Source organism: Klebsiella oxytoca, assembly GCF_009707385.1.
GTDB lineage: Bacteria > Pseudomonadota > Gammaproteobacteria > Enterobacterales > Enterobacteriaceae > Klebsiella > Klebsiella oxytoca_C.
Genome location: NZ_CP046115.1, coordinates 2,691,054 through 2,707,806 on the forward strand (window position 1 = coordinate 2,691,054; position 16,753 = coordinate 2,707,806).

General features: G+C 57.1%; 13 protein-coding genes, 1 pseudogene and 1 riboswitch. Of the genes and pseudogenes, 6 read left to right on the forward strand and 8 right to left on the reverse strand.

What is annotated here, in order from left to right:
- Window positions 1-278: 278 nt before the first annotated feature.
- The 6 genes and pseudogenes from mrdA to GJ746_RS12460 all read left to right on the forward strand — a co-directional run bounded on the left by mrdA (window position 279) and on the right by GJ746_RS12460 (window position 7,657).
- Window positions 279-2,229: pseudogene (gene mrdA / locus GJ746_RS12435) on the forward strand (penicillin-binding protein 2).
- Between the two features lie 103 nt (window positions 2,230-2,332).
- Window positions 2,333-3,070, forward strand: a complete 738-nt coding sequence (locus GJ746_RS12440) for a glutamine amidotransferase (RefSeq protein ID WP_154680478.1) — start codon at window positions 2,333-2,335, stop codon at window positions 3,068-3,070.
- A 139-nt stretch (window positions 3,071-3,209) separates the two neighbouring features.
- On the forward strand, window positions 3,210-4,202 hold the full coding sequence (locus GJ746_RS12445; protein WP_154680479.1) for an alpha/beta fold hydrolase: 993 nt from the start codon (window positions 3,210-3,212) through the stop codon (window positions 4,200-4,202).
- Window positions 4,203-4,284: 82 nt separating this feature from the next.
- Window positions 4,285-5,025: a response regulator gene (locus GJ746_RS12450; protein WP_154680480.1), complete on the forward strand. Its 741-nt coding sequence runs from the start codon at window positions 4,285-4,287 to the stop codon at window positions 5,023-5,025.
- Window positions 5,022-6,365 carry an ATP-binding protein gene (locus tag GJ746_RS12455; RefSeq protein WP_154680481.1) on the forward strand — a complete coding sequence of 448 codons (1,344 nt, stop codon included), beginning with the start codon at window positions 5,022-5,024 and terminating at the stop codon, window positions 6,363-6,365. Before GJ746_RS12450 ends, GJ746_RS12455 begins: the two co-directional genes overlap by 4 nt.
- A 101-nt stretch (window positions 6,366-6,466) precedes the next feature.
- Window positions 6,467-7,657, forward strand: a complete 1,191-nt coding sequence (locus GJ746_RS12460) for a cytochrome c biogenesis protein/redoxin (protein WP_154680482.1) — start codon at window positions 6,467-6,469, stop codon at window positions 7,655-7,657.
- A 205-nt stretch (window positions 7,658-7,862) separates the two neighbouring features.
- Here GJ746_RS12460 and GJ746_RS12465 read toward each other — a convergent pair whose 3' ends face one another.
- The 8 genes from GJ746_RS12465 to GJ746_RS12500 form a co-directional block, all read right to left on the reverse strand.
- Entirely contained in the window at window positions 7,863-9,344 is a 1,482-nt protein-coding gene (locus GJ746_RS12465) for a pyridoxal phosphate-dependent decarboxylase family protein (RefSeq protein ID WP_195908732.1), read from the reverse strand.
- A gap of 9 nt (window positions 9,345-9,353) precedes the next feature.
- On the reverse strand, window positions 9,354-10,739 hold the full coding sequence (locus GJ746_RS12470; protein WP_154680484.1) for a diaminobutyrate--2-oxoglutarate transaminase: 1,386 nt from the start codon (window positions 10,737-10,739) through the stop codon (window positions 9,354-9,356).
- A 307-nt stretch (window positions 10,740-11,046) separates the two neighbouring features.
- A complete protein-coding gene (locus tag GJ746_RS12475; protein WP_154680485.1) occupies window positions 11,047-11,982 on the reverse strand; it encodes an ABC transporter substrate-binding protein in 936 nt (311 codons plus the stop codon).
- Window positions 11,983-12,005: 23 nt separating this feature from the next.
- Window positions 12,006-12,746, reverse strand: a complete 741-nt coding sequence (locus GJ746_RS12480) for an ABC transporter permease (protein ID WP_154680486.1) — start codon at window positions 12,744-12,746, stop codon at window positions 12,006-12,008.
- The gene (locus tag GJ746_RS12485) at window positions 12,743-13,471 is read right to left on the reverse strand and encodes an ABC transporter ATP-binding protein (RefSeq protein WP_154680487.1); all 729 of its coding nucleotides are present in this window, start codon (window positions 13,469-13,471) and stop codon (window positions 12,743-12,745) included. Before GJ746_RS12485 ends, GJ746_RS12480 begins: the two co-directional genes overlap by 4 nt.
- Window positions 13,468-14,163 carry a TenA family protein gene (locus GJ746_RS12490; RefSeq protein ID WP_154680488.1) on the reverse strand — a complete coding sequence of 232 codons (696 nt, stop codon included), beginning with the start codon at window positions 14,161-14,163 and terminating at the stop codon, window positions 13,468-13,470. The genes GJ746_RS12485 and GJ746_RS12490 overlap by 4 nt, the downstream gene beginning before the upstream one ends.
- A gap of 69 nt (window positions 14,164-14,232) precedes the next feature.
- A riboswitch (TPP riboswitch) is annotated at window positions 14,233-14,334 on the reverse strand.
- 188 nt (window positions 14,335-14,522) lie between these two features.
- The gene (locus GJ746_RS12495) at window positions 14,523-15,695 is read right to left on the reverse strand and encodes a Gfo/Idh/MocA family protein (protein WP_154680489.1); all 1,173 of its coding nucleotides are present in this window, start codon (window positions 15,693-15,695) and stop codon (window positions 14,523-14,525) included.
- A gap of 15 nt (window positions 15,696-15,710) precedes the next feature.
- Entirely contained in the window at window positions 15,711-16,634 is a 924-nt protein-coding gene (locus tag GJ746_RS12500) for a sugar phosphate isomerase/epimerase family protein (protein WP_154680490.1), read from the reverse strand.
- Between the last annotated feature and the right edge of the window lie 119 nt (window positions 16,635-16,753).

The window sequence follows — 16,753 nt, forward strand, 5'->3', positions numbered from 1 at the left end:
TCCGGCCTTATCAATACTCAGCGCGCGAAAGCCGGGGGTCTATGCTAACGCCGGCGAAACTCACCATCACAGTCAGTGAAAAAGCGCGCTAACCATTCTGCCCCCGTCGCGCTTTTGAACGATGCCTTTCTGTGACAGTGTCACATAAAATATCTAACATGCTGATACATTTCTGCCAAATCATTAGCAACCTTTCGGTAGGGCTCCCGCCGCGATAACGCTATTCTTCCCCGCTTTTCCCTTTTCAGGGCCTTTGAAACCCAGGTAAATGACCGCTAATGTCCCTTATGAGAGATGAAATTCGCGACCATTCGGCGGAAGAGATGCTGTTTATCCGCCGTGCCGTCATTGCTTTTATACTGGTGGTGGTCTGCTTTGCCGTCCTGATCGTTAACCTCTACCGCCTGCAGGTCGAGCAGCACGACTTTTATCAGACGCGCTCAAACCAGAACGACATTAAAATGCTGCCTATCGCGCCGAGCCGGGGACTGATTTTCGATCGCAACGGTATTCCTCTGGTAGAAAATATTACCCTCTATCGTTTGCAGGCAATCCCGGGCAAAATCGCCGATCTGAACGCGCTGCTGCAGCAGCTGACGCCGATTGTCGATCTCACCCCGCAAGATATCGCCGATTTCCGCGACGATATGCATCACACCAGCCGCTATAAAGAGGTGACCTTAAAATCGAACCTAAGCGATGTTGAGGTGGCGCGGTTTGCGGTCAATGAGTTTCATTTTCCCGGCGTCACCGTTGAGAGCTATCAACAGCGCGCGTACCCCTACGGCGCCGAGCTGGCGCACGTGGTTGGCTATGTTTCGAAAATTAACGACAGCGATCTGCAAAAACTGTCTAAAGCGGGTGAAGAGGAGAACTACGCCGCTGACCGTAATATCGGTAAGCAGGGCATTGAAGGCTACTACGAGAAGGCGCTGCACGGCACCACCGGCTATCAGGAGGTTGAGGTGGATAACCACGGGCGGGTGGTGCGATTGCTAAAAGAGGTGCCGCCGGTAGCCGGAAAGAATCTCTACCTGACGCTGGATCTCCATCTTCAGCAATATATCGAGTCGGTACTGAAGGGGCAGCGTGCAGCGGTGGTGGCCGTCGACCCGCGGGATGGCGGCGTGCTGGCGATGGTTTCCAGCCCCAGCTATGACCCCAATCCATTCGTCAGGGGCATAGGCTATCAGGCCTATCGCTCGCTGCTTGATAACCCGGACCGTCCGCTCATTAACCGCGTCACCCAGGGGCTGTACCCGCCCGCATCAACGGTGAAACCTTATATGGCCTTGTCGGCGCTGTCGGCGGGCGTCATCACTCCGACCACCTCTTTCTTTGGCGCGCCGACCTGGACGCTGCCGGGAACCCAGCGCCGCTATCGCGACTGGCTGAAAAGCGGTCACGGCATGCTTAACGTAACTAAGGCGATTGAAGAGTCGGCCGACACCTTCTTCTATCAGGTGGCATTTGAGATGGGAATCGATCGAATTCACCAATGGTTAAGCAAGTTCGGTTACGGCCAGTCAACGGGCATCGATCTGAATGAAGAGTATGCCGGAGTGCTGCCGAGCCGGGAGTGGAAACAGCGGGTGCATAAAAAACCGTGGTACCAGGGGGATACTATTTCGGTCGGCATCGGCCAGGGCTACTGGATTGCTACGCCTGTCCAGATGGTTAAGGCCCTGACAACCCTGATTAACAACGGTAAGGTGCAAAATCCGCATCTGCTCTATTCCATGAAGCAGGGCAATAAGATTGAGCGCTATCAGCCGCCGCGCAATCTGCCGCAGGTGGGCGACCCGCATTCGCCTTACTGGGGCGTGGTGCGCAACGGCATGTACGGCATGGCGAACCTGCCAAACGGCACCGGCTACAAGCTATTCCATACCGCACCGTATCAGATTGCGGCAAAATCCGGGACATCCCAGGTCTTCAGCCTGAAAGAGAACCAGACCTATAACGCTAAAATGATCCCGGTACGCCTGCGCGATCATATTTTCTATACTCTGTTTGCGCCGTATCAGCATCCGAAGGTGGCGATGGCGCTGATTCTGGAAAACGGCGGCGGCGATGGCGCTGATTCTGGAAAACGGCGGCGGCGATGGCGTGGTGGCGGGCCCGACGGCGCGGGCCATCCTCGACCATATCTTTGATCCGGCTAATGCGCCTGCGGAACAGGGAGCAGTATCGACGGTACCGCAGGTGGAGAGCGCCGACGCGCAGTAGACGTTATGCACTCCGGGCATAAGCGTTAACGGATTGGTTATTTGCCGCGGTCGGCGCTTTTGCCCATAGTAGAACTCTGTGTAGTGATGAAAAAGGCGCTCTGATGTCGTTAAGCCGAAATACGCTTCTTATTGTACAAACCGGCACCCCGCCGGATGAAATAGCTTCCGACCATGGCGATCTTCCTGTCTGGTTTGGCGATTTGCTCGCGCCGTGGCGCAAGAAAATCAGCGTGGCGCGTGTTTTTGCCGGCGAGCCGCTTCCCGCGCCGGATAACGATACCGTGGCGGTGATTACCGGCTCCTGGGATATGGTGACGGAGCGCCTGCCGTGGAGCGAAATGACCGCCGCCTGGATCCGCGAGGCGATGGCGATTGAGATGCCGCTATTTGGCGTGTGCTACGGGCATCAGCTTATGGCGCACGCGCTGGGCGGTGAGGTGGATTATCACCCGGCAGGGCGTGAAGTCGGAAGTAAGAGCATCGCCCTGTCTGCAGATGGGCTGACGGATAGTCTGCTGGCTGGGCATTCCGCACCTTTCAGCGCGCATCTTACCCATATGCAAACGGTCACCCGACTGCCGCAGGGGGCGACGGTACTGGGCGCGTCGCAGCATGACTCGCACCAGATTGTGCGCTACGGCGCGCATGCCGTCTCTACACAGTTCCATCCGGAGATCACTCCGACGATCGCCCGCTCGCTGATTGCCTATCGCCAGGCGGTACTGCGCAGCGAGGGGGTTGACCCGGATAAGCTGAGTCGCGAAGTTGAAGAAAGCCCCGTGGCCTCGGCAATATTGACTCGTTTTGTGGCTAATTATCTGACGCCGGACAGCCTCTGATTGTTTCCGTTTTGTATCACCGTGTATCTGAGCCCATAACGATACACGGTGCGACAAAATAGCCCCCATGTGCGCACAGTACAGATACATTTTGCTGTTGTGATAGGCCTGTCATCCAAACCATGCAGAGGCAACTATCATGAATACCGCTTTTTTGTCCCGTAAATGCGCCGCCCTGACGCTAATCTGTACGTCGCTGGTTTCAGCCAGCGTTTGCGCGGCTGAAGACAGCGCCGCATTTAACGTTGTGCATCAGATACCGGCGGGCGATCTCAATATCGGTTACGTCGATCTCGGGCCGCGCGACGGCCAGGCGGTGATCCTGCTGCACGGTTGGCCCTATGACATCCACAGCTATGCGGTCGTCGCTCCCGAACTGGCGCAAAAGGGCTACCGGGTGATCGTACCGTACCTGCGCGGTTATGGTACCACGCGCTTTGTCTCACCGACAACACCGCGCAACGGGCAGCCTTCGGCTATGGCAAAGGATATCGTCAATCTGATGGATGCGTTGCATATCAAACAGGCCGATTTAGCCGGCTTCGACTGGGGCGCACGCACGGCTGATATCGTGGCTGCCCTGTGGCCGGAGCGGGTGAAATCGTTGGTTTCAGTGAGCGGGTATCTGATTAGCAGCCAGCAGATTGGAGAGAAGCCTTTGCCGCCGCAGGCGGAGCTGTCCTGGTGGTATCAGTTCTATTTCGCCACCCCGCGCGGTGAGGCTGGCTACCGGCAGAATACTCACGATTTTGCAAAGTTTATCTGGCATCAGGCTTCGCCCGGCTGGCGGTTCAGCGATGCTCAGTTCGCTCAAAGCGCGCAGGCGCTGGATAACCCCGACCATGTGTCGGTGACCATCAGCAATTACCGCTGGCGCTTAGGACTGGAGAAAGGGGAAGCGAAATATAGCGCCTATGAACAAAAGCTGGCGGCGCAGCCGACTATCGGCGTTCCGACTATCACCATCGAAGGTGATAACAATGGCGCTCCGCATCCGGCACCTGAAAGCTATCGCGCTAAATTTACCGGCAAATATCAACATCGTGAATTTAAAGGCAACATCGGGCATAACCCTCCGCAGGAAGCTCCACAGGCTTTCGTCCAGGCGATAGTCGATGCCGATCGTCTGTAGTTCTCCCGCCGGTAGGCGAAGTTGCGCTTCCGGCGATAGCGCATATTCTCTTTGAGTGGAATTTTTCTTACCGGAGCCCGCTTTGGAACGTATCGATCATATTCTGGTTGTTGATGATGACCGTGATATCCGTGAACTGGTCACCGGCTATCTGGAAAAGTCGGGATATCGCGCTACGGGCGCTGCCAACGGTAAGGCGATGTGGGCGACGCTTAACGCTCACCAGATAGACCTGATCGTGCTGGATCTGATGCTACCCGGCGACGACGGTTTAATCCTTTGTCGTCAGCTACGCAGCAACGGCCAGCATGATATTCCGGTATTGATGCTCACCGCGCGTACTGACGACAGTGACCGAATTCTGGGACTTGAAATGGGCGCAGATGACTACCTTGTTAAGCCTTTTGTCGCCCGGGAGCTGCTGGCGCGCATAAAAGCGATTCTGCGTCGAACCCGGGCGCTGCCGCCGAATTTGCAAATTACTGAGGCCGGAAGATTAATCGCCTTTGGCGACTGGCTACTGGATACTTCGGCAAGACATCTGCTTGATAGCAGCGGCACCATTGTGGCATTGAGCGGCGCGGAATATCGACTATTACGGGTATTTCTCGACCACCCGCAGCGGGTACTAAATCGCGATCAGCTGCTGAATTTAACTCAGGGAAGGGACGCTGAGCTGTTTGAACGCTCCATTGACCTGCTGGTGAGCCGTCTGCGCCAGCGTCTGCGTGAAGATGCCCGTGAGCCAGCCTATATTAAAACCGTACGGAGCGAAGGCTACGTACTTTCGGTTCCAGTGTCGATTCGCGAGGCTCGTGAATGAAGCTCTGGCCCGCCACGCTGCAGTCGCGGCTGATGCTGATGATTTTCCTCGCGCTGCTGTTGGCCAATACCTTAACGCTGTCGCTCTTGCTCTTTGAACGGATGAGTAGCGCTCGCAGCGTGATGCTGGGTAACCTCGAATACGATGTTGCCACCAGCGTCGCGATCCTTGACCGCCTTCCCGCCGCCGAGCGCCCGCAGTGGTTAGCACGATTGGCGCGCGGTAACTATCGCTATCAGCTATCGGCGGGACAAAGCGGTGACTATCCTGCCAGCTGGCGGGTACGAGATGCGGTGCGCACCCTGCAAGAATCTCTTAGCGCAACCTGGCCGCTGAGCATTGTGGCAATCCCCGGGCCACGTGAGCATATTCAGGCTCACGTGACGCTACACGACGGCGCACCGCTGACCATTGACCTGTGGCCCCGGCTACCGGCGATAGCCCGCTGGCTCCCGGCTGTTCTGGCTGTCCAGTTTTTGTTGCTGCTGTTCTGTGCCTGGCTCGCCGTACGTCAGGTGGTACGGCCGATGACTCATTTTACCCGGGCGATCGATCGTCTTGAACCGGCGCTGACTACGCCTGAGGCGATGGCTGAGCAGGGACCTGTCGAGGTTCGCCACGCCGCGCGCGCGTTTAATGCTATGCAGGCGCGTATCCAGGAACATTTGCAGGAACGGGCGCGGATCCTCGCGGCTATCTCACACGATCTACAAACGCCGATTACCCGCATGAAGCTACGGGTCGAGATGGCAGATCAGCCGGAGTTGCGCGATAAGCTGCTACAGGATCTTGATAATATGACCCGCCTGGTCCGGGAGGGGATCGCCCTGGCGCGCTCAGCCCAGCCGCTGGAAGAGCCGCGTCAGCGCCTTAACCTCAATGATTTTCTCGATACTATCGCCTGTGATTATGCCGATATCGGTAAAGCGGTGCGCTTTATCCCCGGCGATCGCCAGCAGCCGGTATTTATTCAGCCGCAGGCGTTACGCCGCATCATGAGCAATTTGATTGATAATGGGCTTAAATTCGGCGATTGCGTGACCGTAAGCCTCGCATATGGGCAAAACGGCGATATTACGCTGCGGGTTGCTGATGAAGGCCCAGGTATTCCCGAAGATCAATTAGAAGCAGTACTCCAGCCGTTTTATCGGCTGGAAAACTCCCGCAATCGTGATACCGGCGGCACCGGGCTGGGGCTGGCGATCGCTGCTCAATTAGCGGGCCAGATGGCGGGAAAATTAATTCTGCGCAATCGTCAGTCAGGCGGGCTGGAGGCCGCGGTGCAGCTGTTTGCCGATGCTTTGTATCCTTCTGTATCCCCGGCGACGCCAGATAAGTAAGCAGACAAATTCCCCCTGTTTCAGACACCTTAGCCATACATTCGCCTGTTGTAATGGGTTGGCTGCCGGTGAGGCAGCGAGCTCAACTGAGGAGAATGGGTATGCCAATTGTGATTGCTTTTTTGGGCGGTATGTTGACGCTGCTGAGTCCCTGTGCCTTGCCGGTTATTCCGTTAATTTTTGCCAGCGTACGCGGTAACAGGAGGTATCTGCTGTTAATGCTTAGCGGTATGGTGCTGATGTTTACCGCCGTGTCGCTGCTGGTGACAGTTGCCGGCAGCTGGATAGTTAGCCTGACTGAAGCCGGACGCTGGCTGGCGCTGCTATCTCTGGCGCTGGTCGGTGCGAGCCTGATTTCGCCGCGGGTCGCCCAGCGACTGACGGCACCGGCAGTGGCGTTAGGTAATCGTATTAACGCGAGCAGCTATCGGTACGCGGGAGGAACAGGCGCGCTGCTGGCGGGGCTGGGCGTGGGGTTGCTTTGGGCGCCGTGCGCCGGACCGGTACTGGGCGCAATCCTGAGCCTGGGGTTTATCCACGGTAGCACGGTAAAAACGGGTCTCTTGCTGCTGGCTTACGGTAGCGGCTGCGCGCTGATGCTGGCGCTGCTGTGGCTGTTCGGTTCCCGGCTGATTGGGCGTCTGCGCCGGGGGCTGGGCTTTAGCGAACGCCTGCGTCAGCTGGCGGGAATGGCAATGCTGGCAGCAGTGATACTGATTGCCAGCGGAGAGGCCAGTTTTCTGCAGGGCGCAAACGGACTGACGCAGCGTCTGGAGCAGCGTCTCAGCGCTGGTTTGCCGCCGTCGGAACGAAAATTGGTACGACAGCCGATTGTTGCTCCAGCGCCAACCAGCGAAATGCCCGCGCTTGAGGGCGGCAGCGCCTGGCTCAATAGCCCACCGCTTGATAACACCTCGCTAAAAGGGAAAGTGGTTCTTATCGACTTCTGGACCCGGGACTGCATTAACTGCCAGCACACGTTGCCGCATGTGCGCGAATGGGCGAATAAATATCGTGCGGCCGGACTGGTCGTGATCGGCGTGCATACTCCGGAATATCCCTGGGAACGGTCACTACCCGCGCTACGTGCGGCGGTTGATAAATGGCAGATAACTTATCCCATCGTGGCGGATAACGGTTACACCATCTGGAACGCGTTTGGAAATCAATACTGGCCCGCGCACTATCTGTTCGATGCCAAAGGCAAGCTGCGCTATACCGCTTTTGGCGAAGGAGACTATGTCCAGCAGGAGAAGATGATCCAGCAGCTGTTACAAGAGGCGAGGGCCTGAGCTAGCGATTGCAGTTGCATTGCCCGGAGGCGGCGCTTAACGCGCCTTGTCCGGGCTACCAGCCCAATGGTGGCTGTGTAGCTGTGGCCCGGACAGGTGCACAGCACCGCCTCCAGGAGTTTAGTGACAATGTCACTTCTTTATATGTAAAAAAAAAGCCGATAAAGTGAATTATCGGCTTTTCAGCGTTTGGTGCAAAACTAGCTTACTGCGCCAGCAGTTCCTGGGCGGTACGGTCCACCAGACTCAGCAGCACCTTCACGTCATCTAAGGTGACGATCGGGTTCAGCAGCGTCAGCTTCAGGCAGGTAACGCCGTTGTGCTCGGTCACGCCGACGTTGGCGCGGCCGGAGGCCAACAGCGCATCGCCAACCCGCTGGTTGAGCAGGGCGATGGCGGCGGCATCGCTGCCCGCCATTTGCTGGGGACGCGAACGGAACAGCACGCTCGCCAGCTGCGGCTGCATCACCAGCTCAAGCGTTGGCTGAGTTTCGACATAATCCGCCACGTTCAGCGCCATCGTTACGCCGTGATCGATGATTTCCGCATACTGCTTCTGGCCCAGCGCCTCAAGGCCCATCCACAGCTTCAGCGCGTCGAAGCGGCGGGTAGTCTGCAGCGATTTGGACACCAGGTTCGGTACGCCGTGCTCTTCGTCGAACTCGGAGTTCAGATAGGCCGCCTGATAGCGCATCAGCTCGTAGTGACGGGCTTCTTTTAACAGAAACGCGCCGCAGCTGATGGTCTGGAAGAACTGCTTATGGAAATCCAGAGTGATGGAATCCACTAAGTCAATGCCGTCCAGACGATCGCGATACTTCTCAGACATCAGCAGCGCGCCGCCCCAGGCGGCGTCAACGTGCAGCCAGATCTGGTGCTCTGCCGCAATGGCCGCGATTTCCCGCAGCGGGTCAATGGCCCCCGCGTCGGTAGTGCCAGCGGTAGCGACAATCGCCATAATCTGCTCACCGTTAGCCTGCGCCTCGGCGATTTTGGCCTTCAGGTCCGCCACGTCCATCCGCGCGAATTCGTCGGTTTTCACCAGCGTCACGGAGCGGTAGCCGAGCCCCATCAGCGCCATATTCTTCTGCACCGAGAAGTGGGCGTTTTCTGAACACAGTACTTTGTAGCGACGAATATCGCCCGGCAAACCATCCTGCTGGATGGAGTGGCCCTGACGGGCAAAGAAGGCATCGCGCGCCAGCATCAGGCCCATCATATTGCTCTGGGTGCCGCCGCTGGTGAAGACGCCCGCATCGCCAGCGCCGTAGCCAACCTGAGCGCGCAGCCATTCAATCAGCTTGATCTCGATGATGGTCGCTGACGGGCTTTGATCCCAGGAGTCCATGCTCTGGTTAGTGGCGTTAATCAATACTTCCGCCGCCTGGCTAATCACCAGGCTCGGGCAGTGCAGATGCGCTACGCACTGCGGATGATGCACCGACAGGCTATCTTTCAGGAAGTATTCGATCGCACGTTCAATCGCCGCCTGGTTGCCCAGACCCTGTTCGTTGAAATCGAGGGTGATGCGTTCACGTAGTTCGTCAACGCTTTTCCCCTGATACATCTCAGGCTGCTGCAGCCACTGCGCTACCGCCTGGCTGGTCTGGGCGATCGCTTGCTGATAAGCCTCAATGCTTTGCGCAGAACCAGCAAGAATCGGATTCAATTTGGACATTGCGGTCACTTACTCCACTCAGACCGGTTTTACGCCGGCGGCCAGCAGGGCCTGTTCAAATTTATCGAAGAATACTTCCAGCTCAGCGTTGCTGATCAGCAGGGACGGCAGCAGACGCAGCACGCAGCCGTGACGACCGCCGCGCTCAAGGATCAGGCCTGCTTCGAAGCATTTCTTCTGCAGCAGCGCGGAAAGCTCGCCATCCGCCGGGAAGCAGCCCATGTGGTCCGGCGCTTCGTTCGGCTTCACGATCTCGATACCGATCATCAGGCCAAGACCACGAACGTGGCCGATTACCGGGTAACGTTTCTGCATCTCGGCCAGCTTACCTTTCAACCACTCGCCCTGGGCGGCGGTTTTATCGGCAATATTGTTTTCTTTCAGGTGGCGCAGGGTGGTCAGGCCGGTAGCCATCGCCAGCTGGTTGCCGCGGAAAGTGCCGGTGTGGTGACCCGGTTCCCAGGCATCGAACTGCTTTTTGATACCGAGAACGGCCAGCGGCAGACCGCCGCCAACGGCTTTAGACATCACGATAATATCCGGCTCAATGCCCGCGTGCTCAAAGGCGAAGAATTTACCGGTACGCGCGAAGCCAGCCTGAACTTCGTCGATAATCAGCAGAATGCCGTGTTCCTGAGTCACTTTACGGATGCGCTGCAGCCACTCGACCGGAGCCGGGTTGACGCCGCCTTCACCCTGAACGGCTTCCAGGATCACCGCAGCCGGTTTACGCACGCCGCTTTCAACGTCGTTAATCAGGTTTTCGAAGTAGTAGGTCAGCGCTTTCACGCCCGCTTCACCGCCGATACCCAGCGGGCAGCGGTACTGGTGCGGATAAGGCATAAACTGCACTTCCGGCATCATGCCGTTAACCGCCGCTTTCGGCGACAGGTTGCCGGTAACGGACAGCGCGCCGTGGGTCATCCCGTGGTAGCCGCCGGAGAAGCTGATAACCGAAGTACGACCGGTGAATTTTTTCGCCAGCTTCAGCGCCGCTTCTACGGCGTCAGCGCCGGATGGGCCGGTGAACTGCAGACAATAATCTTTACCTTCACCCGGTAACAGGGAAAGCAGGTATTCAGAGAAACGATCTTTTAATGGAGTGGTCAGATCGAGAGTATGTAACGGCAAGCCGCTGGTAATGACACTTTGGATGCTCTGCAGCACATCAGGATGGTTGTGGCCGAGTGCCAGGGTACCGGCGCCGGCAAGGCAGTCCAGATACTGTTTGTTATCCGCATCGGTCAGCCAGACGCCTTCCGCTTTGGTAATCGCAAGGGGCAGCTTGCGCGGATAGCTCCTGACATTCGATTCGAATTCAGCCTGACGGGCCAAAAAGGTATCGTTGTTTGCATTTAATAAGTCTGCGCCTAAAGTATCAATACGGACTTTATCCGTCATCATATCACTCCCACAACCAGCGTTACGGTTGAACCCTGGTTGAATAAATTGGTGTAAGAAATTGAATCGCCATGCATAAAGCGGGCACAATATATGGCTTTTTAAATCCGCATTCAACGTTTTATTGATTAAGGGGTATTTACGTTATTTTTACATTGTAAAAAGTGAACGTAACTCATTGATAGGGATGAAGTGTTTTACAGGATAAAAGACCTTTAAAATTGTAATTATTAATGAAGTCTTGTCGCGATTTTTATTACCGTTTTGCTGACCATTGCTGGCGAAAAATTTCCGCCAGCAGAAACGGCTCTCAATGCAATTCAAGCGCATAATCGCTTAGCGGTGTGACTTTTTTCACCAACTTATTGTTATATAAAAACTGTTCATAAGTTTCATAACGTGATTTGTCCAGGGCCGCTGGATCGCGGGCAAACAGAGGGATGGTTTTCAGCCATGCCTGTTTATTCAGCGCGGTATTGAGCTCGGGATGCGCGGCGGCAAACGTCTGCCAGGTTTCCTGCGGGTGGGCGCGTAAATAAGCGACGCCTTTCTGTAGCGCCGTGAGGAAAGCCTTAATTTTCGGCGCGTTGGCCGCATCGCGATTCGCCACGATCACCAGCTCGTCGTAGGCAGGTACGCCGTAATCCTCGACGTTCATTACCACCGGATCTTTCCCCTGAAGCATCAGTTCCAGCGCTTCTATATTACGATATCCGCCAATGACCGCATCGACCTGACCGGCCATCAGAGCGCTGGTCAGCTGAAAGTTAACATTGATGAGCTTGATGCTTTTGGGATCGACTTGTACGTGCTGTGCCATGGTCGCCAGCGTCGCCTGTTCGATTCCGCTAACGGAATAACCCACTTTTTTACCCTGCAGATCGGCGGGGGATTTGATGTTTTTATCCAGCGCGATCACCGTGTTCAGCGGCGAATTAATCAGCGTGCCAACGCGGACCAGCGGAAGCCCTTCATCAGCGAAAAAATGTACCTGCGGCTGGTAGGTAATGGCCAGATCCGCCTGGCGGGCAGCCACCAATCGTGGCGGCAGCGCCGGATCGGACGGTGGCACAATTTTGACGTCAAGACCCGCCTCTTTAAAAGCGCCAATCTGTTCGGCTACCATAATCGGCGCATGGTCAGGATTGATATACCAGTCCAGCACGAGGGTGAGTTTCTCGTTAGCCTGCGCCTGACCGCCGATCAGCGTGCCGAAGGCCATCACGGCATAAAGATGCTTACGCATGGTTATTCCTTATTGTTAAATCGTTATTCCGGCGTCCAGTAGACCAGCCGATGCAGAAAAGCATCCACCGTCAGCCAGAGCAGGACCGTCAGTAGTACTAAAATAAACAGGGCTGCGAAGCAGATATCGGTTTGCAAACGGGCGTTGGCGTTGAGCATCACGTAGCCAAGCCCTTCGGCTGAACCGACCCATTCACCGATTATTGCGCCAATGGGGGCGACGGCTGCCGCCATCCGCAGGCCGGAGCCGAGCGCCGGAAGGGCGGCCATCATGCGCACATGACGCAGCTGTGCACTAAAAGAGGCGCCCATCGTGCGCGCCAGATCGAGATAATCGTTGTTAACCCGGCGCAGGCCGTCAAAAAACGCCGAGGTCACGGGGAAAAAAATCACCAGAACCGCCATCATGACCTTTGCGCTCATGCCGAAACCAAACCACAGGACCAGCAGCGGGGCGAGAGCAAAGACCGGGATCGCCTGGCTGATCAGCACCAGCGGCATCAGCCAGCGCTGAAGACGCGGCGAGACGATCATGCACAGCGCCAGGATCACGCCAAGCAGGACGCCGAGCGCGAGACCGCTGACGATCTCACTCAACGTGATTAGCGTGTGCCAGCCGAGATAATCCCGATTCATCCACAGCGCGCTGGCCACCGCTGCGGGAGAAGGCAGCAGGAAGGCCGGAATGCCGCTGCGGCTCGCCAGCCACCAGAGCAGCAGCAGGCCGCAGAACACCACGGCGGCGCGAAACACTTTTGCGCTCATCCGTTAGCCCTCATGAGCTGTTGCAACAGTTCCGCCTGGCCGATCAGCAGCGCCGGGTCGTCCGGCGCACGCGGCGGCGTGCCGGATAGACGGTGGCTATCGTCAATTCCGCCGGCAGCGGGAGAAAGCACCAGCAGCCGATGGCTCAGGCGACAGGCTTCCATCGGGTCATGGGTGATAAGCACCACGGTACGGTTAACCAGCAGCTCCGCAGCCAGTGTCTGAATTCGCGTACGGGTGATGGTATCGAGCGCGGAAAAGGGTTCGTCCATCAGTACGATGGGCTGGTCTTCATATAAGGTGCGCGCCAGCGCCGCCCGCTGGCGCATGCCGCCGGACAGACGGGCCGGAAGTTCGTTAGCGCACGATTCAAGGCCTACCTGCTGTAACAGCGTGGCTACGCGCCGGTGGTCAACGCGCTCTCCGCGCAGACGGGCGCCAAGAGAGACGTTGTCACGCACATTTAACCACGGGTAAAGCAAGTCTTTCTGCCCCATCCACGCCAGCCGTTTAGCGATTGGCAGCCCGTCGCTGGCGCGGACTTCACCGGCAGCGGCTTTTGCCAGACCGGCGAGAACACGTAGCAGGGTGGTTTTCCCTACGCCGCTGGGCCCCAGCAGCGATATCCATTGGCCGCCGGGGATATCGAACGTCAGGTTGTCGAAAATTTGCCGTGCGCCAAAGCGCAGGCTCAGGCCGCGTACCTCAATTGCTGGCGCACTCACGCCGGATTCCCCTCAACCGCATTAAGGCCCATTTGCCAGAAGTTGGCTTCCAGACGGGTGGCGGTGGTGAAAATGACGCCAAGTTCCGCAAAACGCGCCTCGCCGCCGCGCTGTTGCCAGAGCGTTTCCAGCAGGGCAATGGCGGCATTGACGCCGTTCAGATAACCCTCGTCGCCGTAGTTGCGGATCCACGAGGCATAGGGATTGTCGATCAGGTTGGTTGCCGGATTATGCAGCAGGCCGAGACCGATTTCCGCATATCCGGCGACGCACGGCATCAGCGCCGCCAGCAGATCCAGCGCGTCTCCGGAGTGGCCGATGTCCAGCACGTAACGGGTATAGTTGATGGTTTCTAAGGCTTCCGGTTCGGTGGCCATCGCGGGTTCGTCCAGCCCCCATCCGTTACAGTAGCCAACATGCAGCGGCAGTTCGTCGAGAATGGCGTTCATCGACGCGGCGGCGGCGCGCATCTCCGGCAGAGTACGCAGTTTACTGACCAGCAGCGCGTAGCTGCGGGCAAAGTGGATCAGAAACAGATAGTCTTGCGTCAGATAGCGGCGGAATGCCGGTTCAGGCAGGGTGCCGTCGGCGAGCTGACGCAGGAAGGGATGGTTGACGTAGTGCTGCCAGGCGGTATCGGCCTGCTGGCGCAGACGACCATAAATACCCTGGGTAAATGCGGGAACAATCACAGGACCTCCTGATAAAAGGGAGATCCGGGCGTGCAGAAAGAAGTGTGAACAGGCAATGGCGCAAAACTGGCGGAAATGCCGACCCGTCCCTTCGCTGGCATGACCCAGATCAGGTTCAAAGGGTTCGGCTTACGCCATCTCAGCCCTCACGGGACACCCCTCGGTTTGGCCCATGTTATACGGCATTCGCTTTTTGATTACAATGCCGTGAATATGCCGAAAACAGGTGACGTTGTCACGAATGGGCCAGCGAGAAATAATAGTTGAGCACTCTTGCCGGGCGGCGCTCGGCCGTAGCAGATATGCGATAAGCAAAGCTGTTCCTTGCCCGGCAGACGCGCCGCTGCCGGGCAACAGATTTAACGAAACTCGACCCAGCTGGCTCCGCTATCCGCAGAACGTACGCAGTTCTCGACCCAGTGCACGCCGAGCGCCCCGGCTTTCGCATCCGGATACCAGAAGTTTTCCAGCAGCGCGGCGTCGCGGCGATCGGTCGCATCCATGGCGATAGCAAAGCGGCGGTACAGATTTGACCAGGCTTCAAACAGCCCTTCGGGATGACCGCCGCCAATTCTGTCGTCCTGCAGGGCCAGAGGATCAAGATAGGACATTCCGCGTTCAAGGATGCGTACCGGCTCACCCTGGATTTCATAGCGCAGCTGGTTTGGCTGTTCATCCCACCATTCCAGGCTGGCTTTTTCCCCGACGATGCGCACTTTCTGCCCGTGCATTGAGCCGCTGTTGACCGCCGAGCACCACATCGAACCCACGGCGCCGTTGTCGTACTCCATCAGCACGTAGGCGTTATCCTCCAGCGGGGCGCGGCTTTTAACAAAGCTCTGGCGGGAGCACATCAGGCGCGTGATGTTGAGTTTCGGTGCCATGGTCTCCGCCAGAAACAGCGGGTGCGTAGCCAGATCGCCCAGCACGTAGCCTGGGCCGACAAATTTCGGATCCACTCGCCAGCGGGTGCTGGGGTTGTCCTGCTCCACCGGCAGATTGTGGAAACCGTGTGCGAACTGCATATTAATGATGCGGATCTCGCCCAGCAGCCCCTGGGCAATCATCTGCCGCGCCTGCAAAATCAGCTGATGCCCAGCATAGCCGTAGGTAACCCCGATAATCTTGCGCTGCTTTTCGCTCAGGGCCACCAGCGCATCGGCCTCTTCGCCGGTAAAACACAGCGGTTTTTCACATACCACGTGCAGCCCGGCTTCCAGCGCCGCGCGGCAAATGGCGTAGTGGGTATTGTTCGGCGTGGCGACAGACACCGCCTCAATACCATCTTCTCGCGCCGCTTCTTCGCGAAACAAGGTCGCGTAGTCGGGATAACAGCGTTCGGCCTCAACGCCAAGCTGACGACCAAATTCACGCCCGCGCTGAGCGTCAATATCAAAAGCCCCGGCCAGCAGGGTAAATGAACCGTCACGCAGCGCCGCTGAGCGGTGAATATAGCCAATCTGGCTGCTTGCGCCGCCGCCAACCATTCCCCAGCGTAATGACCTGCCGACGGGTTTAGTACCGTTAATCATCGTGTTCTCTCCTGATTAAAAGCCAACGGAGCGCAGGTAGCGCAGGCTTTCCGTTACTGCCTGCAGGCTGCCTTCAACGTTACGCGGATCGCGTTCTTGTTCGATAGTGATCCAGCCCTGATAGCCGCGCTTATCGAGAAACGCGCGTACGGCCGGATAGTCAATCGCGCCGGTGCCGAGCGGACACATTACCCCTTCGGCACAGGCGGAGAAGAAGTCGATGCCCCGGGAAATCACGCTCTCGAATACCTTCGGATCGACATCTTTAAAGTGCAGGTAGTCAAGGCGGTCAAAATGGCGATCCAGCCAGGCGATAGGGTCCATACCCGAATAGTAGAGATGTCCGGTATCGAGACATAACCCGGCGACATCATGGGGAATTTGCGTTGCCAGCAGATCTATCTCATCGGCAAACTCGATGCAGCCGCCGGCGTGAGGGTGGATAACCGGGCGAACGCCGTACTCCTGCCACGCCAGTTTGCTGATGATAGTGATGTGGTCGATCATCCGCCGCCAGTCGGCGGGGGAAAGGCGGGGGGCCAGATCTCCGCGTCCGGCATATTTCGCCCGCTGCGGATTACCAAAATCAATAATAACCAGATAGGGGGGTTGGAAAGGGTTGCCCGCCGTTTCTTCCGCCGCCGGCACCTGCGACAGATTGCGGCAAATGTTATGCGTCAGTGCGACAATATTCGCGAAGTTCTCTTCGCTGACCAGATCGTCAAAGATTGTGCCGGCAACCAGCGACAGCCCCTGCTTATTCAGCGCAGCGCGGAGTTCATCGGCCTGAGTCGGTAAATAGCTCCAGGGCCCCAGTTCAATGCTTTTATAGCCTGCGGTTGCCGCTTCTTGCAGCACCTTGGACCATGCTGGCAGATAAGGGTTTTTGGGATCATCGACGCCCCAGCTACACGGCGCATTAGCAATATGTATGGTCATGACCGGTTCCTTTTCATAATGAGGGGTAAACATGACCAGTATTGAATGAAAATTTCAAAATCAACAATGATGAAATTTAAATTCTTTGATGTGATTCAAGCTTTATTTTGATGGTTAAA